Consider the following 18,824-nt stretch of genomic DNA (forward strand, 5'->3'; position numbering starts at 1 on the left):
TCATATACCCCTACCGACACTTTTTACCATTTTAGACCAAGGCCTTTATAACGAATATTTATGATGATAATCAACGGGGAAAGAGAATGGTGTTAATAAAAAGACACTTCTTTTTTTCTATGCTCAAGCAAATCATCTTATCAATTTCATTTATTCGATTATATACTGAATTGCTACACCTAAATTTTAATACCCCGTTTCAAATAGTCTGAATATATAAACTTTATTTTTACCCCTAAAAACTCTTAAAATATTAAAATTCGAAGGTATCATGTTTTCAACCAAATGAGGTTGCCGGCAAAAATTTGGATTTTACTTTAAGAGGGAAGATTCAAAATGAAAAAAAATAAAGACTTACTTGATTATAACGCTTACTACGAATCTATATTATCTACCGAAGATGACGTGGGGAAAGTAAATGCTTCTGATTTTATTGAACACTTTTCTGAACTTATTATTAAGCATTCTGCCACATTGGAAAATAAATTCTTACGTAAAGGGGACTCCAAATAATGAGGAGAAAAAGAAATAATAGAAAGAAAAAAATATTAAATAGAAGATCAAGAGCCTACGCCTATGCAAGAAGAAGTCCTAATCCAGACGAGGATAGTACATCAATTGAGAAACAAATTGAAGAAATAGAGAAGTACTGTTTACAAAATGATATTGAATTAGTAGATATATTCATCGATGACCTAAAGTCAGGTAAATCATTCGAGGGTAGAGATAACTTTAAAGAAATGTACAATAGTATATTAAGATCCGATGATATAGATTACATCATTGTATTTAAACAAGATAGAATATCTCGTGATCCCTTAGATACACTTTATATTTTAAAGAGACTTAACTCAGTTGATAAGCATATGATTTCTATTACTGACAATGTTAATACAGAAGATCCTAGCGCAAAAATCCTCGTTCATATTTTGTCATTAGTTGCAGAACTTGAAAGAGAATTTATTAATTTAAGAACTAGCTCTGGAATGGAAAAACGTGCAGAAGAAGGGCGTTTCCTAGGTGGACAAGTTTATGGATACAAATTAGTTAATAAAGAGTTAGAAATTATTCCCGAAGAAGCCACAGTTATTAAATATATTTTTGAAAAATACACCAAAAATATGTGGGGATATAAGAAAATTGCAGCGAACCTTAATCTTCAGGGCATCAAAACAAAAAAAGGGAATTACTGGACAACATCCGCTATTAAGACAATATTAGAAAACAAACTCTATATTGGAATAACTAAATGGAAAGGGGATTATCATAAAGGCATTCATACACCTATCATTGAACCCTCTCTCTGGGAGGAGACTCAAGAAATGTTGAAAGCAAGGAGCTATCCTCCAAAGAAGGTTCATCCGGGTGCATATCCGTTATCTGGTTTAATAAAATGTCCTGAATGTGGTTCAGTAATGGTACAAGGTAATAGTAGTCAAAAATATAAGTATTATCAGTGTAGCAAAAATAAAAGCAGCGGTAGAGTTGCTTGTTCTTCCAACCTTGTTAAGAAGAAATATGCTGAAGAAAAAGTTCTAGATGAAGTATTTCAATATCTAGGTAGTTTCAATCTAACACCTGCAATTGAAAATGCCACGAATGATAGCTTAGCATTTGAACTACAACCCTTAGAGAGAGAAGCTAAATACCTTAACAACAAAATCAAACGCATTAAGGAAGATATGTCTAATGTAATTGACCTAATGAACGATGAAAAATACTCCATCGACAAAGAACTATTAATGGATAAACTTATGATCCATCAAGAAAACTTAAATGAAAATAATAACGCTCTAAAAGAAATAACTAAACAGATAGAATTCAAAAATAGTAGAACATCCCATGAACTTATTAATTTCTGTACTGAGAACTTTAATGATTTCTATTTTGCAATTCCTGATGAAGAAAGAAAGATATTATTACACCGTATCATTAAAGAAATTCATGTCACTAAAGGGGAAAAACCTAAAGACCGTACAATAAAGAATATTGTTTTCAAATTTAATAACGAGGATATATTTATAGAATAGGAGAAAGGAAACCATCCTTTCTCTTTTTTTGTTCTTTCAAGATAGAAGTAACTTAAAAAATCCCTCTAAAGGTATAGATTATTAATATCACTATATATTGTGGGAACAAATATTCCGTGTTACTATATTTAGTATACCGGTTGGTAACATCAACCATTTAACAAACAATACGAAAGGGGATTTGTAATGCCTGAAACAATATATAAAAAAGGTGTTTTAGAAGAAATGATTGAACAACTAGATTTACCTGAGTATGTTGTTGAAAAAACAATTCAAAGATATAAGTCATTGGGAGAATGGTTTAATAGGGAAAATAGTACTTTTAAAGATGTAGATATAAACATATTTCCTCAAGGATCTTTTGCATTAGGTACTACTATAAAACCAATTAGCGAACAAGAAGAATATGATTTAGATATGGGTTGTAAAATCAATATCCCTAATTTTAAGTCTTTGTTTACACAGAAACAATTAAAAGAAATGGTCGGTACTGAACTAGAAAGTTATCGTGTAGCAAAGGGGATCAAGCAGGAACTAGAAGAGAAGCACCGCTGTTGGAGATTGGAGTATATGGACGAGATTAAATTCCATTTAGATATAGTTCCATGTATACCGTTAAATATTGATAAGCAATCGGTCTACAAAAAACAATTAGAAGATACTTTTAATTATGAACAATCTTTAAAAAAATCTGTGGTTGACGTGGCTATAAACATAACTGATGATCGACTTGATAATTATTCCATCATTTCGCAAGACTGGAATATTAGTAATCCAGAAGGATATTTGAAATGGTTTGAGAATCGCATGGCAACAGGCGACTTCGGACTATACAATCGTTCTTCAATTACGCCTGTTCCAATTTATAGCAGAAAAGCCATTCTTCAAAGATGTATTCAATTGTTAAAGAGACATCGCGATAATATGTTTGGAGAAGATGATAGTAAGCCTATTTCTATTATTATAACAACTCTGGCAGCTAGAGCTTATAATGGAGAATTAAATTTAGAAGAAGCATTGATAAATCTATTGGAAAATATGCCAACATATATTAATCCAAGTACTCCAAGAGTTCCTAATCCTGTTAATCCCAATGAAGATTTTACAGACAGATGGGATACATTGGAAGGGGAAAAATTAGATTTAGAAGGGAATTTCAAAAACTGGTTGTTACAAGCGAAAGTTGATTTTAACAACTTATTAAAAACGGAAAATTATGAAACAGCTAGTTTAATCTTAAATAATAAATTCTCCTTGAATATAGATAACAGCATTTTAAATAAGACATACAATCTTAAAAGTGACAAGCAGAGAAGTGTCACAAGCTTACCAATAAATCCACCAAAACCTTGGGGTGATGCATATTAATATTAAAGAATTAGAAAGGTTTTTAGAAAGCAACCCCCAAATGTCTTTGGCTCCTTCAAACAACGAAGAGTACATTGTTAAGGGGATCTTGTCTTTTGATATAACGGATGACTTTTATGGAAATATAAAGGACAAGTTTTTAATAAAGATTGTCGTCCCTAAAATGTTTCCAAAAGAGATTCCGACTGTCTACGAAATCGGAGAGAGATTTCCTAAAACATTGGATTATCATACTTATGCTGATTCATCTCTATGTTTAGGATCGCCAATGGGCTTAAAGAAACGTATTAAGGACAACCCTACTTTAGATGGCTTTATTCATTCATGTGTGGTTCCATACTTTTATGCAATTTCACTGAAACTTCAAGGTGAGGAAAACTTTGTATTTGGCGAGTTATACCACGGTATAGATGGTATTATTCAGGATTATCTGGAAGTTTTTGAACTTAAATATATTGATCAGGTAATTAACTTACTAGATATATTAAGTCAAAAACCAAATAGAGGTAATAAGAAGAAGTGTCCGTGTGGTTGTAAACGCATAGTAACAAAATGTTCTTTGCATAAAAAAATAGTTGAATATAGAGATGTGATGACTCGGAAGGAATTTTCTATAGATAAAGATATTATTTCTCTTTATTACGATAAGTGGAAAGAAAATCAAATGCAGAAACGTATGCGAAAATTAATACCTTATGCATAATGGCAAAGTAATATGAAGGGGTGATATCGGTAGTGAATAAGGTCCTATTTCAATGTTTATTAATCTTGTTACCAGCAATAGTAAGTATCTTTTACCCAATTCAAGAGATTGCTTATGGTATTCTCTCCCTGATAGGTATAGATACATCAAATTTTGATGAAATGATAAAAAATATTATTAATAATGAACGAGTAATTTCTATTATTGGCGGGGTTATTTTATCTATAATTATTTATATTTGGAGAACAAAAGCAAATAAAGACAAATTATTTAACACTGGAAACAAGTATAACGAGTATCCGATATGGATTTATTGGTTGGCCAGCAAAATACTTGGCTATGGGAAGGTTAGCCTAGTAAGAGTACCAATGTATCTACAATACAAATTACTTTTGATGGATATTTTCCCTGAAGTGATTGTTGATAGTGATGTAGAAGAAAAAGCTCAATCAATTAATGTCATCGAAAAAAATATGGATTATCCATCAAATGAGTTGAATTTGATACTGGTTGATACCTATGAAATTACTGATAGCCAAATTCCAACAAATAAGGCACATCTTCCTACTATTTTTATTAAAAGTGGTAATGAGATTGATAGTAATCGCTCTCTAAATCCTGAATATATAAAAGAGATAAGAAGAAAAACCAATGTCTATCACAAGATTTATAAGAAACTAAATGTATTTTGCACCACGAATACTAATCATAATCAATTAATCATAAATAAGTGTTTTAAAAATGGCAATAGAACAGGGTTTGAAAACATCGTTGTTTATCAAGCCTCTCGAAGTAACTTTGTGTTTAATAGGGGACATAAAGTGTTGTGATATTATGAAGAACCTTGAGTAAGTAGAAAAACAGGGGTACTTATCTTTAAAATAGGATAAGTACCCAGATCCGTTATCTGATTAATAAGGAATTTAGAAAATTACCCATGTCGAATAGATTGCTAAATATAATCTCACTGGTATTCATCGTTTACAAATGTAATGGTTGATAGAATATTTGACTTTAAAGCAGGTTTAATATCATTTAATATGACTAAATCAATTGGCTTCTGAAAAAGATCCTCAAGGCAAATTTTTAAGTTCATATAATTATCAAAGGATAAATCCGCATCGTTAAATTCTACTGCCACATCAATATCGCTAAATTCATTTTGCTTATCACGGCTGTAAGAACCAAACAGACCAATTCGCTTAACATCGTATTCTTCTCTCCATGTATTTAGGCTTTTTGACAATTCATCAAGGATTTCCTGTTTGGATAACATATTATCAGCACCATTTTCTGCATAAGTTATTTCCTTGCATACTCCAATTACTTCCACTTCCCACTTAAAAGAAAGTGCATTACCATTATTCCAGTAAAGTGTCTATGTGTACGGCGGACTATTTTTACCACTTGTGCGATCTTTTTTACCACCTTTTGCGGCGGGATGTACCACTCACTGCGGAACACTTTACCACATGTATAAAGAAATCCCCCGACTGTTTGGGGGGATTTCTTTATACACTAAAACGGAAGAATTCCTAATTGAAGTTCAAGCTTTAATTTCTCACAACGCAGTCTATCAATCTCTTTCTGTAACTCCTGCACCATTTCCTCGAGTCTTTCTATTTTGGTTTTATCATCAATTCCTTTTTCATAGGCTGTTCCAACACGACTTAAATCTATCAAGAAAGATAACACAGCTGGTTCATAAATATGGTAGTTCCCTTCAAATTCTGTTGCTTCGATTTCACCTTTAGCTATCCATTGCCTAACATCTTTTTCATCACATTCCAACTCATAGTTGTGTAAGAGATCAACCGTTTCTGATATTGTCATGTAATCCTTCATTTAAAACTCCCTTTCTGTTCTTATTCTTGGTATTTATTAAAGGCTGCTGTTCTCTTCATCGTTTTTCTTTTGATGGTGCACACCAAGACGTTCACGCATCGATACTTTTCCGTCAATAAAAATATCATAAGAATCATGAACAATCCGGTCTAGAATGGCTTCTGCCAGGGTTCCGCCTCCCAATTTTTCATACCATCCATCAAGATCAAATTGGGAACAGAATATATTGGATTGTTTTGCCTGACGTCTTGTATTAATCACTTCAAGAAGGAGAGCTGTTTCTTCATCCGTTAATGTATAAAGCAGCCATTCATCAAGAATAAGAAGGTCAACCTTCAGAAGCTTTTTCATTAATTTGGTGTAGCTGTCATCCTGTTGATATTTTGCTATTTTAAATGCTTCTAATAAATCTGGAAGTCGTGTATATTGAACCTTGAAGAATTGACGGCATGCTTGTACACCAAATGCGATAGCCATCCAAGACTTCCCGGCTCCAGACACTCCTTTAAAGATAATATTTCTCCCGTCCACAATATAACTGCCACTGGCTAGACGTAAGATTAAATCCTTATCCAGTTTTCGATCTTCATAGTAGATGATTTCCTCCATAGAGGCAGACTCAGGAAATGCTGCCTGTTTAAGAAGTCGATTGATTTTATTGCTTTTCCGCCGGGATTCCTCATGGTCAATCAAGATGCCGAATAATGTATCAAAATCCATCTCTTTATTTTCTCCCTTGGTAGAAATAGTTTCATAGGCTTCTGCCATCCCTGATAGTTTCAATGCTTTTAGTTTATCTATATTCTGTTGATTCATTTATTTTTCCCTCCAAAATAAGAAGCCCCGCGAGTGAAACCGTGCTTATTTTGCACATTATCTTTCTTCTGTGTGAAAGTTTTCTCTGAGTCTGCTTTTTTATTGTTTTTGATAAGTGTTTGAATACTTTTCACGGTTGGTCGATTCGTGATTTCATGCACCATTTTACACGCACGTTCGATTTCATAAACAGTGTAGGTACGCTCCAGTTTCTTTAGGGAAAAGACGGACTTCATTGCTTGTTTTTCAACTTCGTAGCTATCCAATAGAAACTTCACCACAAATAGCGTATGTTCTCCAATATTCTCTGCCCAATCCAATGCGTCTTGCGGTGTTTGTTCCACGTAAAGTTTATGATTATCCGGCATATGATCATGTACAGTAGAAAATCGCCCGTATTTCCCATGCAGTGTTGGATGAGAAGCGATTCTCATGTAATTGAAATAAACTTCAATCGCCTCATCTGAGACTTTCACATCGACTTGTTTTCCTATATACTCATAGGGAACGGAGTAAAACATACTTTTTACAGAGATATGATAATCAGGCTGCACTTTGGCTGTTCGCCACTCAGACATCTGGTAGGGCTTAGCGGGAAGAGGAGTAAGGGCGTACTTCTCTTCTTCTATAAATGCTGACCAACGGGAGCCTTCTTTTTTTGTGAAAGGCCGGTGGTTAAACTCCTCCAGTTTCTTTCGAATCTCCTGGTTTATTTCCTCTATCGTAAAACATTGAGTATTCCTTAATGCGGCAATAATCCAGGTTGACACCGTGTTCACGGAACCTTCTACATTCGGTTTATCCTTTTTATCCAGAGTTCAGGATAAAAAGGATTATCCCGAAGTTTTTATTATCCCGAATTACGGCTGCTATTGATGATAATAACAGCCATGTATCCTAATAATTTTCGGGATAACCATCGGTATATGATTGTGCTATTTCAAACCACAAAGTTTTAGAATCATATCTTCATTACCTTCCCAAACTGGGATCTCACTAGTTGAGTTGCTATCCAGTTTGGTTGCTTTTTCAAGGGCATCCCTTATCATGGTAGTGTCAGCTGAGGCATAGATGCTCGTTGTTGTAGAATTTTGATGTCCAAGGAAATCTTTTATATAAGAAAGCGGGATACCTGATTGATATAAATGCATCGCCCGGCTATGTCTAAATAAATGTGCATGTACTTTTTTAGGAACTTCTGGACAGGAAGTCCTTGCTTGTTTGGCATACTTTTTTATGAATACAGAGACATTATCGGGGGACATTGCTCCCTTTTTCCCTTTAATTACAGTATAAAACAGATAGTCGTCAGTGTTTTGTAAACCTGTTGAATGAAATATTTTTAGATATTCTTTTAAATGAAGAACAGTTTTCTCCATTAAAGGAACCGCCCTAACTTTATTTCCTTTGCCAGTAAGATAGATGCATGGAATATCCAGATCGAGAGAAATATCCCGAAGCCTTAGATCAAGGATTTCCTGTATACGTCCACCAGTGTCATACATGACTATCATAAAGAAACGATTCCGCAGACCGAGTCCGTTTTTTACATTAGGCTGTGTCAAAATTGTTTTCAACGCATTCTGCGACATATATGACACTCCCTTTTTCGTATCCCGAAGGGCTGTTATGTCTTGAATATCCATGTATATTGCGGTAAGCGAGGGTTCTTCAATTGCACAATAATGCAGAAAAGATTTTAGTCCAGCTAGCCGTTGATTTCTGGTAGAAATGCTGCAGTTTCTCGATGATTGAAGCCATTCCAGGAATTCGTACACCAAACCATGATTAATCATGTCAAAAGTAATCTCAGTAAAAGGAATCTTCTTTTGATCTGATAGAAAAAGCCGTAAGAGATTTATCGTATCACGATAGGCTTTGATTGTGTTAAAGCTGTAACATTTATTTCTGGGCAAATACACCGTCAGGAAACTACGGACATATTTAAAAAAAGTACCTTCTATCGACTTATTCATAATCCACCTCCGGAAGGAGGTTTTCAGATATCCCCCTGGACTTATCGCGGAACACAGGGAAGAACTCTGGAACCAGATGCAGGTAATAATCTGTATCTATTTGATTTTCGTGACCAAGATACATGCTTAGATATGGAAGATATGCATTGATATCCTTCCCTTCCTTCACCCACTGATTCAGCCGGTTAACTGCGAAAGTATGACGAAAATCATGAACTCTTGGGGGATTTCCTGAGTATGTCTTTGCAACGGTAAGGTTATCCCAAAATAAATGAAACCAGTAGTTTACCAAGCTACGATTATAGTAGCTGCCTTTCTGATTTGGGAAAAATGCAATTCTATTAGGATAATGGAATTGGATTCTTTCATCGTACATCTTACATAGATGTAACATATCGTCAGACAAATATATGATTCTATCCTTATGACCTTTCGATTCCCGGATAAATACAGATCCCAATTTAAAATCCACATCTGACACTTGAAGCATTCGTGCTTCCGACGACCGAAGCCCGCAACTATAAAGGAGCCTAAAAAATACTGGTATGACTAGATGGCGACCTGGACTAAAAGCGCTCACCTGACAGGAATCTACTGCCTTAAAAAATTCAGACAGTTCCTGACTTGTAAATATGTGTGGTACATAACGTATTTGCTTTTTCGGTATATTGGAAGGTAAGACATACGCATCAATTCCGATACTTTTCATATATTTTGCCAGCTGTCTTATAGGTGTAATTCTACGCATAAGCCCATTTGGGTGTTCATTTTCTTTCAATGATGCCCAGCTCATGACAATGTCAGAGGTTAATGTATGTTCATTAGGAAAATGCTTTATGCAATGTTCATCAAACATGCGCAAAATCCTTCCCGAACTGACATAAGGGTATCCAAGGGACTGCTTCTGTTCAACCAGACCGTCTATATAGATCCTGAAGTTACTATTATAAGGATACTTCATAACAGCTCCTCCTTTGTCACTTCAATTCCTTGGAAGGTAAGAGCGCATGCCTTCAAATGCTTTTCATCTGTTGAAAGATATACCTTACTGGAAGAGATGGAGCCATGTCCCAATGTATTGGATATCACTGGAAGTGATATTTCTTGTGACAGCATTCTTGCAGCCACAGTATGGCGGAAAATATGGAATCCTTTCCGATGACCTGACTGCCGGATGTCGGCCTTTTTCATGATGCTACAACTGATGGCATAACAGTTGGAACGAGATAATTTTGTGTATGGTGCCTGGTATCTCAGAAAAACATAGGGAAGACTGCTTTGAGGTCTTGCATTTAGTATATAGTCAGACAATGCATTACCGATATCTGTAAGAATAGGTAACATTAAAGGCCTTCCGTTTTTCTGTTGTACGATGGCGATTGTCTTATTCCGCCAGTCAATGCTGGATATTTCTAAATTTGTAATGTCAATGCTTCTAAGACCTGTGCGCATTGCCAAAAGCACCATGGCATAGTTACGCTTTCCAATACAGGTGGAACGGTCGATTGACTGAAGTAAACGGTCTTCTTCTTCCTGTGTAATAGTTGGTACAACTGCGGTTCTTCTCGAACCGCTGCTCGGAACTGCCAGAACTAATTTTTCTTTAGTTGCACTTTCTTTATAGAGATATTTCAAAAAGGACCGAAGTGCAGACAGTACAGTTCGCATACTGGTGCTTTGGTAAGATCTTGCTATATAAGGAATAAAACTACGAACGTCATCGAGCCGGAGGTCAGATATGTTTTTATTGAGTTCTAAATGTACATATTTTAAAAACTGCCTCGAAAGTGTCTCATAACACCTGCGTGTACCATTACCTTTTCCGGAACGGATAAGTTCTTCCACATAATCGGCTTGTAACTGCTTCATTTCGATGGAAAGAGGGCTATTGGCATCCGCAAAATGGAATTTCCAGCTATAACTGCCTGTTTCCAGAACTTCGAGAAGAATCAGCACAGAAAGGCGTCTGAGTTTATAACGCCAGTTCTTAATCAGTCCTTTGTCAAGATTATCCTTCGACTCTAATACAAAACGATTTGCCAATTCCTCGGAAAAGTATGATTGCCCGTTTGATTCAAAAAAATGAGTCAGTTCATCCCATGCCAATCCATACTGATAGACTGTAGAAGCACTATGTTGGATTGGTTTTATTGCCTCCTTAGCTTGAGTAATCAATTCTGTCAGTAAAATTTCTTTCATCTTTTCGCCTCCATAATTATATTTGGGAACATCCCGATTTAATTATGAAGTGGGTGGAAAAAATGAACAACAATTATCCCGAACATTTAACTCGCTTAACGTGATAAATAAGGAAAAGCAGTTAAATGTTCGGGATAATAAAAACTTCGGAATAATCCTTTTTATCCAGAGTTCAGGATAAAAAGGATAAACCAAGTGTCGAAGGTTCAGTTGGCCATATATCTAGGCAGATTATTGCTTCACTAAGAAACTATCATTGTTTTCATCTTGAGGATTTGAATCAACAAATTTTTAAAAAGCTTGAGGAGCTCAATACGATTGACTTTCAAAAGCGTCCTGGTTCACGAAAAAAGGTGTTTGAAGAAGAAGAAAAGTCTTACCTTCAACCTCTTCCTCAAACACGCTACAAGCTTACGGAATGGAAAATAGCAAAGGTTCAACTGAACTACCACATCCAAATTGAGCGAATGTATTATTCCGTTCCATATGACTATGTCCGTGAGTCTGTCGATGTTCGACTAACCACGGATCTAATTGAAGTTTACTTCAAGGAAACAAGAATTGCATCCCATAAACGATTAAATGGTGAAATCGGTCAATATTCTACGAATACGGATCATATGCCTGATAACCATCGGTTATACCTAGAACATAACCCAGAAAATAATCATAAGTGGGCAGAGTCTGTAGGACCAAATATAACGCAATTCGTCTCCTATATCTTAAAAAATAATATAGAAAAGAAAGCTTTAAATATCCTGAGCACATTAAGGAATTTATCAACAAAGTATGCGAAGAATGAATTAGAAGAAGCAACACAAACATTACTCGAGATATCAACGAATCCAACGGTTTCCGTTTTAAAAAGCATACTCGAACGGAAGAAAAAGCAACGGAAAAATAAGAAAAAGGATATAGACAATCACGAAACTCACAATGAGGATTATGGGTTCGTACGTGGAGCTAAATACTTTGGGAGGGATAGTAAATGATGAATCAAGAAACTTTACGCAAATTGAATGAAATGAGAATGGGAGCAATGGCAGAGTTATACCAGCAACAAAACCAAAATAAGGAATATAATAAAATGGATTTTAATGACCGTTTCAATCTATTGGTAGATTACGAGTATGACCGACGCAAGACAAATAAGTTGGAGCGTTTGATAAAGCAGGCTTCGTTCAATGATCCAACCGCGGCTATCGAAGATATAGAATACCATCCAGACCGTAAGTTAGATAAAAACTTAATCTTAGAATTAGCAACGGGAAATTACATCCAGAATCATCATAACATCATTTTAATGGGAGCCTCAGGAAACGGAAAAACATGGATAGCAAATGCCTTTGGAGTCCAAGCATGTCGCCAATTTTACAAAGTAAAATATATTAGACTTCCTGAATTACTTGATGAATTAGCAGTTGCAAAATATGAAGCCGATGGTAGCTTTCGAAAGCTCATTCAAAAATATAAAAAGATTGATCTATTAATTCTCGATGAATGGTTACTAACTGAGCTTTCAGAGGAACATGTACTACATGTTTTAGAAATTATTGAAGCGAGATTAAAGCGAACATCTACGATATTCTGTTCTCAATTTTCACCGGAAGGATGGCATTCTAAGTTAGGACAAGCTCAGATAGCTGATGCGATACTGGACCGAATTGTACACGATTCCTATAAAATTCTAGTTGATGGAGAACTTTCAATGAGAGAGCGTCATGGATTGGCGGTGTCAAGATGATTCCTGTAGAAGTTGAAAATCGCATAGCCAAGTATTTCTTCCACAATTATTTACCGGGTGAAATAATGTGGGAAGTGGAAGAGAGACTCTTGGAAGTGTGTATTTGGGAAGATGAAAAGAATTTAGACCATGATGAACTCGTTAACTGGGCTCTTGATATTATTAGTAAACAATTAGATGGTAAAAGCTTTAAATAAGCAAAACAGCTATTGGAATCCCTGGGTTTCAATAGCTGTTTTCAGTTCTAGTGGCTCCCAACCCCGCACTTACTGGCTCAGATGTCCGCAAACAGTGGCTCAAAACTCCGCACAGCTGGCTCATTCTGTCCGCAATAATCAGATTGTTCTTTCCGAAACTTCGATGGAAGGTATTTCTGGTACTTTGAAAATGAAATATCAGGTACTAATTCCACAAGTCTTTCTTGATTTTCATAATCGTAAAATCCTTCTTCAGTAATTCTATTTATAGCATCTATAACCTCTGAAAGAGTGAGTAGTAATTCTCGATCTTCACGCTTTAATTTAAATCCTTTCCAAGTAAGACTACTTATATCAAAGCAATTCATTTGCGAACGAACAGAGTTTGCAATTGTATAATTAACACTATTTCCAGCATAGGTAGTAATAATAAAGCCATCTTTTCTTTCATCAACAATTAATGTGTCCTTTTTAAGGCCTGTCATTGTTAACTCTTCTCGGTATATAGATAATACTGCTAACTCTGTAGAGTTCAAGAAACTATAGTTATCTTCAGAAGTTATAATATTTAAAACTTCTTGTGATAGTTCATATGAAATGAAACTGCTATCTGACATCCAATTAGGAGGGACTGAATTCTTTGCCTCATCTACATATATAATTGACCTATCATAATCAACTTTAATCGTTTTCCATGAAGCACCTGCTAAAGTAAATTGAAATTCATCCCCTAAGGCATTCACATACCATCTCTCTAGTGTCCCTATTGTTCTATTTCTAAATCGAACAGTAAATTCTTTATTCGTTTCAAAAGTGGTATAGAGTTCCATAAAGTTACTTCGTCCAAATTTTTTCTCTGTCTCAGAATGTGCGTAGATTTTATTTCTTTCTATCTGAATGAATTCCTCTTCAGTCATATAATTTAACAGTTCATTGTACTCCTCTTCCGATATTGCAGAAAAAGGATATACCTTACCTAGAATAGAAAAAACTTGTTTTTTATTTACACCCAAGAATTGCAAAGCCATCATTAATATTTGATGGAATAGTAAGTCGAAGGATTTCTTTGTAACCTTGACACTTTCTACCCAACCTCTCATTGCCAAATTAATTATAGCGATGGAGATAACTAATTTTTCACTCTGAGTTGGAAAGAATACAAAATGTCCAATACTTCCTTGTCGTCTGCCTGTACGGCCCATTCTTTGTAAAAATGAGGAAACAGAATAAGGAGAATCAAGTTGTAACACTATATCCAAATCACCAATATCAATTCCTAATTCTAAGGTACTAGTAGCAATAATAATGTTATTTTTACCCAATTTAAACTTTTCCTCTGCAACTTCTCTGAAGTATTTATTGATAGAAGAATGATGGACATAGGATTCTATCCCTTTCTCCTCTAAAGAATTCTTTACCTTTTCAGCCCCTGTCCTACTATTGGAAAATAATAATGATTTATTGCCATATGCTCTTTTATAAACTTCTGCAGCCAGTTGATCTTCTAGAACATATTTAACTTCAATTTTTTTAGGTTTATTCTCTCTAGGTGGATCAATAACCCTTCTTTTGCGACTACTACTTCCCTGTAACCACTCACTGATTTGTTCAGGATTTCCTACTGTTGCAGATAACCCGATACGTTGGATATCGTGTTTTGAATAATCTTGTATCCTTTCTAAAACAGCCATTAAATGGACGCCTCTTTCACCCTCAGCGAATGAATGAATTTCATCTATAACAATGGCACGTACATTTCCAAAGAGTTCATTTTTATTAACCCTTTTATTCATTAAGATTACTTCCAATGACTCTGGGGTAATCATTAAGACACTCGAAGGATTTTTGAAATATTTCCCTTTCTCCCCTCTAGCAACATCACCATGCCACTTAAATACTTCCCTATATACAAATGAAGAAAGTTTATTTAATCGTTCTTCTTGGTTATTCAGCAATGCCTTAATTGGGGATACATAAATAACCGAAAGGCCATCAAGCCCTTCGGTGTGTATATTATGGAGTATTGGAAAGAATGCTGCTTCCGTCTTACCGCCGGCTGTTGGTGCCAATAAGATTAAATTCTTACCATCTATTACTTCAGGAATCGTCATTTCCTGAATCGACGTTAAACCTCTCCAACCTAATTTTGAAATAATACCATTTTGTAGCGGTTCACACAATAAGTGAAAATTACTCATTAGATACCACCTAAAAATTAATAATATGTGCTGATTCACTTTCCGTTTCTTCAACCAACCTACGAACATCAGCATCAAATTCAAATTGCTCTTCTGGAATATAGGAGTCATACATCTCTGATTTATCTAGGATATCAACTAAGGTTCTTAGGAATCCTCTTGGCTTAATGGCGATTTCCCCACCAAATCCTGTTGTCATTTCATTAACTAGATTTTCTAAAAATGCATTACTAACTTTCGTCGAAGCATCCCAATTAAAAACATCTGCATGTATATCTCTAACTTTTCTAGCAACTGAATTTAACTTTTCTTTATTAAAAGAGTCTAGAAAGATGACAGGTTGCCGTAAATTTCGGAATTGCTCATCCTTCTCCACTTTAAGCCTTTGGTGAAGCGGCTCAAGACTTTTAATCCCTCGTTCACTTTCCATTAATTCTGTAGTTCCTGTGTATAAAAAGTAACAGTTAGGGAATCCATTACTATCTGCTTCATCAATAAACAAGCGTAAGTTCTCATAAGCATTATCTCTCATCTGTTTAGTCATTAATTTCTGCACAGTTTCAACTTCATCGAATAAAATTAATAGACCACTGTACCCTGTTGCTTGGACCATATGTAACAGTGCCCTAAAAAACTCAAAAGCATTTTCTCTCGTTACTTCACCAGTAACTTTTAATTCGGTCTTATATTGCCTTGGCACCTTGTCACCTTTCAACCATGCAACTGCTGCTTGAGAAAGCGCTGTGTTACCTTCGTATTTAGCGTTATAAAAGGATCTAACAGCACTAGAGAAAGATGCTGCAATTGCTCCGATGACTTGTAATTCAAGGTCTATCTGCTTTGTCATTTCCTCTTTAAATGAATCACGGTCTTCATCAGGATCTAATCCAGTTATTTCTATAACCTTATCTTCGATACTTAACAGCCATTCTTCCAAGATGAACGTAAAGGCTGGAACATTCTTATTATCCTTTACTCGCATACCATCCATAATTTTTTTATAAAGAACTTCAAATTTATGAAGTGGTGCCTCTTGAGAAATTACAACTGACGAAACAACAAAGTTTTTTTCAAATGCTAATTCTCTTACGGAAGTACTAAAAAATGTTTTACCGGAACCATAATCACCAATAACAAATTTAAAATCTGTTTTCCCATTTTGAATGTCATTTAATTGGCTTTCTATTTGTTCTAACTCCTGTTCAATACCAACTGCAATCTTTTCAGTACCTTCTGCTGGTACAGTACCATTTCTTAATGCTTTAATTATATTACTCGCAACAGATTCACTCATTAAACTTTCACCTGCCTAAATTTATCGAATCAATTTATAAACAATAATTTCACCAGCAGAACTGATATCTAACTTCAATTCTCCACTCTTAACCAATTTTCTATTTAAACGCTTCATCATACCATCTACCATGCCTGCTTCACCAAATTTGTTAATAAGCATGCTCTCAATATCCCTTGTTGTTAATTGATTCGTGCGACCTAGCGTTTCTAATATTACCTTTTCCTTTTTGTTTAATGAGAGGCTTAAATTAACCTCATTGTCTCTTACGTTTAACTTAAAACTACTATTCTTTCCTGTAGAACCAATAGTATTCTGCACAGACCTTTTAGGCTTAATGTGTATAAAAGGTAAAACTATTTCTTCAAAACTTGCTCCTCCATGGCTATATAGATCTCTTTCTCCTCCACCGTGATAATATCCTTTATCAGTGTAGGATAATTTATAATCTCCGATTTGAATACTGTCAGGGACTTTATTTCGGGAAACAACATACCTCGACTTAACCTGACTAGCATCATCAATTTTAATATAATGATTAATCTTTGAAAAACCATGATCCGAAGCAATAACTATATGGGCATCATTTGGCAATGTGTTGATTAACTCCCTGATACTTGCTTCAAATACTTCTTTTTGTCTTTTATAGAATACAGATAAGCCTTGTGTAGAAGTATGGCCTTCCCTATCAAACATATTAAAAATAAGTATGTTAATGCGCTTATCCATTAATAATGAATCTTTTACTTCTTGTTTCCTTGCTTCACTTTCTGACTTTGTTATATAATTGATTTCACTACTATAGGTAGAACGTATATCTTTGTAAATTGCTTCACGCGAAAGAGAAGTTATTGAAGGTAACATTGCCAAACTGTGACCATAAGATACTTCTCTTTCTGTTAATAAAGATTTAAAGTATGGTTCGACAACTTTCTTCCATGCATCGTACCTCATACCATCAAAAATAACAAATACAACTTTACCTGTTTTAACTGGAATAAAATCGGAGATGCTGTGATTTAATATAGGCTGTTCTGAACCATGTTCTACCCAATGTTTGTAATGGTCCTCAATAAACTTTGCAAATGATTTTCTAAACACATTTAGGATGTTATTCAGTCTTACTTCTAACGCTTCATATCTTTTTGATTCTATAAATGATTCAGTATCTAAACTATACCTAATTTCGCTAAGTTCGTACTCTAAGTCATATAATTTTTCAGTAATAAGTTGAAACCACTGGTTATAATCGCTGATAGAGTTGGTTAAGTTCATTGAATTTCCTTCTAAATCATAAATATTATCAAACCAACTAATTAAAGATTTAAGAAACCTTTGCGCACTTTTTACTGAATTAATCTGATAAGGGACCCCTTCAACTATGTTGGAAACTTCCTTCAAGTCCTCAAACGAATACCTGTATAATTTCTTTGCTCCTTCTAAATTGAAGTCATTTAAAACATTCTTTATTCCCATAATAATTGATGATGGGGAATCTTGATTTTCTCGAACAAATAAAACATAGTCTTCGGCCTTTTGATATAATGATATATTACTTTTTCGAATTATTTTTTCTGCTTGATCTCGTTTTTGAAGATATAATTTCTTATCTTTTCGTTCTATTCTTTCTGCAAGTGTAACTAACTCAAAGAAATCTAATTCTTTTAATTCTGTATAATCATTTCCCATAACCCTTTGGAGGTTATCATCTGTTAACTGATTAAATTGCTTTAATACTAGAGAAATCCATATTATTTTATCAAATAGTTCAAATTGGCCTTTTTCTATTATATCCCCAACAAATTCTGCATGGTGATATCTAAAAACCTTAGTTATTAATTCCTGTAAATTAATTTCAATATCTATTGGCTTGTTTGTACTGTAAACATCTAAAATATTTCGGTAGTAAATATAGCAGTCTGCCAAGTCCGATAATTTAGTCGCATCCATATCATAAATTGCCGAAAGTAAGATTAGATCCGTCTCTTCTCGATTAATGTTCTTTTTTGGTATTGCCTTCCTGTACATAAGTAACTTTTCAAAGACTTTTTCAATTTCTTTTGCACTAAAATCATTAATTCGTTCATGCCAATTTAAACCTTGTTCAATCTGATTTAGAAAATCCCTTAAATTAACTTCGTGAATGATCTCACCACATGAACGGATAGTAAAATCACGAATCTTGTTTATAATACCGGGGTTATTAACAATAAAAATATAATATTGCTCATTACCAATACCTTGTTTCACATGTTCAAATCTTTTCCTGAACGCATGATGATCTTCTATCTTATAAACAGTGTGAGGATATAGAAGTGCAATTTCTATATCCTCAATGTTTGTAAATAAGCCATTATAATCCCTCAGAATTATAATAGGGTGCATGGGAGCAGTGTCCTTTTTCAACTCAATATATTTCGCTAAATAATGTATATATATTTCGTTTGTCATTTT

General features: G+C 34.6%; 18 protein-coding genes and 1 pseudogene. 8 read left to right on the plus strand and 11 right to left on the minus strand.

Annotated features, from left to right (window positions below; all coding sequences use genetic code 11):
* Positions 1-336 precede the first annotated feature (336 nt).
* The 5 genes from CZ382_RS23765 (at position 337) to CZ382_RS12850 (ending at position 4,931) form a co-directional block, all read left to right on the plus strand.
* Positions 337-513 (plus strand): hypothetical protein, encoded by a 177-nt coding sequence (locus CZ382_RS23765; protein ID WP_155555662.1) that lies wholly within the window; start codon positions 337-339, stop codon positions 511-513.
* Positions 513-2,030 (plus strand): recombinase family protein, encoded by a 1,518-nt coding sequence (locus CZ382_RS12835; protein WP_088051613.1) that lies wholly within the window; start codon positions 513-515, stop codon positions 2,028-2,030. Before CZ382_RS23765 ends, CZ382_RS12835 begins: the two co-directional genes overlap by 1 nt.
* Positions 2,031-2,216: 186 nt before the next feature.
* Complete coding sequence (locus CZ382_RS12840; protein ID WP_088051614.1) at positions 2,217-3,398, plus strand: nucleotidyltransferase domain-containing protein; 1,182 nt, start codon at positions 2,217-2,219, stop codon at positions 3,396-3,398.
* A complete protein-coding gene (locus CZ382_RS12845; RefSeq protein WP_088051615.1) occupies positions 3,388-4,101 on the plus strand; it encodes a hypothetical protein in 714 nt (237 codons plus the stop codon). The genes CZ382_RS12840 and CZ382_RS12845 overlap by 11 nt, the downstream gene beginning before the upstream one ends.
* A gap of 32 nt (positions 4,102-4,133) precedes the next feature.
* Positions 4,134-4,931, plus strand: coding sequence for a hypothetical protein (locus tag CZ382_RS12850; protein ID WP_088051616.1), 798 nt, complete (start codon positions 4,134-4,136; stop codon positions 4,929-4,931).
* A gap of 134 nt (positions 4,932-5,065) precedes the next feature.
* Here CZ382_RS12850 and mntA read toward each other — a convergent pair whose 3' ends face one another.
* The 8 genes and pseudogenes from mntA to CZ382_RS12885 form a co-directional block, all read right to left on the minus strand.
* Positions 5,066-5,434 (minus strand): type VII toxin-antitoxin system MntA family adenylyltransferase antitoxin, encoded by a 369-nt coding sequence (mntA, locus tag CZ382_RS12855; RefSeq protein WP_327365461.1) that lies wholly within the window; start codon positions 5,432-5,434, stop codon positions 5,066-5,068.
* Between the two features lie 185 nt (positions 5,435-5,619).
* Positions 5,620-5,946 (minus strand): hypothetical protein, encoded by a 327-nt coding sequence (locus CZ382_RS12860; protein ID WP_088051617.1) that lies wholly within the window; start codon positions 5,944-5,946, stop codon positions 5,620-5,622.
* 36 nt (positions 5,947-5,982) lie between these two features.
* Positions 5,983-6,762 carry an IS21-like element helper ATPase IstB gene (gene istB / locus CZ382_RS12865; protein WP_088051618.1) on the minus strand — a complete coding sequence of 260 codons (780 nt, stop codon included), beginning with the start codon at positions 6,760-6,762 and terminating at the stop codon, positions 5,983-5,985.
* Positions 6,759-7,541, minus strand: a complete 783-nt coding sequence (locus CZ382_RS12870) for a Mu transposase domain-containing protein (protein WP_200809528.1) — start codon at positions 7,539-7,541, stop codon at positions 6,759-6,761. The genes istB (CZ382_RS12865) and CZ382_RS12870 overlap by 4 nt, the downstream gene beginning before the upstream one ends.
* Before the next feature lie 156 nt (positions 7,542-7,697).
* A complete protein-coding gene (locus CZ382_RS12875) occupies positions 7,698-8,408 on the minus strand; it encodes a tyrosine-type recombinase/integrase (protein ID WP_235000429.1) in 711 nt (236 codons plus the stop codon).
* 36 nt (positions 8,409-8,444) lie between these two features.
* Positions 8,445-8,738 (minus strand): annotated as a pseudogene (locus CZ382_RS24805) (site-specific integrase); the annotation flags it as partial.
* Positions 8,731-9,699, minus strand: coding sequence for a tyrosine-type recombinase/integrase (locus CZ382_RS12880; RefSeq protein WP_088051621.1), 969 nt, complete (start codon positions 9,697-9,699; stop codon positions 8,731-8,733). The pseudogene CZ382_RS24805 and the gene CZ382_RS12880, both read right to left, overlap by 8 nt.
* The gene (locus CZ382_RS12885) at positions 9,696-10,937 is read right to left on the minus strand and encodes a site-specific integrase (protein ID WP_088051622.1); all 1,242 of its coding nucleotides are present in this window, start codon (positions 10,935-10,937) and stop codon (positions 9,696-9,698) included. The genes CZ382_RS12880 and CZ382_RS12885 overlap by 4 nt, the downstream gene beginning before the upstream one ends.
* A gap of 275 nt (positions 10,938-11,212) precedes the next feature.
* Between CZ382_RS12885 and CZ382_RS12890 the strand changes: the two genes are divergently transcribed.
* Genes CZ382_RS12890 through CZ382_RS12900 form a run of 3 tightly spaced genes read left to right on the plus strand, consistent with a single transcriptional unit; the run spans position 11,213 to position 12,878 of the window.
* A complete protein-coding gene (locus CZ382_RS12890) occupies positions 11,213-11,929 on the plus strand; it encodes a Mu transposase domain-containing protein (RefSeq protein WP_200809529.1) in 717 nt (238 codons plus the stop codon).
* Positions 11,926-12,681, plus strand: a complete 756-nt coding sequence (gene istB, locus CZ382_RS12895; protein WP_088051623.1) for an IS21-like element helper ATPase IstB — start codon at positions 11,926-11,928, stop codon at positions 12,679-12,681. Before CZ382_RS12890 ends, istB (CZ382_RS12895) begins: the two co-directional genes overlap by 4 nt.
* Complete coding sequence (locus tag CZ382_RS12900; RefSeq protein ID WP_088051624.1) at positions 12,678-12,878, plus strand: hypothetical protein; 201 nt, start codon at positions 12,678-12,680, stop codon at positions 12,876-12,878. The genes istB (CZ382_RS12895) and CZ382_RS12900 overlap by 4 nt, the downstream gene beginning before the upstream one ends.
* Before the next feature lie 77 nt (positions 12,879-12,955).
* Here CZ382_RS12900 and CZ382_RS12905 read toward each other — a convergent pair whose 3' ends face one another.
* From CZ382_RS12905 to CZ382_RS12915, 3 genes are read right to left on the minus strand one after another with little or no spacing between them, the layout of a single operon-like run.
* On the minus strand, positions 12,956-15,076 hold the full coding sequence (locus tag CZ382_RS12905) for a DEAD/DEAH box helicase (RefSeq protein ID WP_159457799.1): 2,121 nt from the start codon (positions 15,074-15,076) through the stop codon (positions 12,956-12,958).
* Positions 15,077-15,086: 10 nt separating this feature from the next.
* Complete coding sequence (gene brxD, locus CZ382_RS12910) at positions 15,087-16,370, minus strand: BREX system ATP-binding protein BrxD (RefSeq protein WP_088051626.1); 1,284 nt, start codon at positions 16,368-16,370, stop codon at positions 15,087-15,089.
* Between the two features lie 21 nt (positions 16,371-16,391).
* Positions 16,392-18,821, minus strand: coding sequence for a PglZ domain-containing protein (locus tag CZ382_RS12915; protein ID WP_088051627.1), 2,430 nt, complete (start codon positions 18,819-18,821; stop codon positions 16,392-16,394).
* Positions 18,822-18,824 lie beyond the last annotated feature (3 nt).

Origin of the sequence: Virgibacillus dakarensis, assembly GCF_900155625.1 — a bacterium.
GTDB classification, from domain to species: Bacteria; Bacillota; Bacilli; order Bacillales; family Amphibacillaceae; genus Lentibacillus_C; species Lentibacillus_C populi.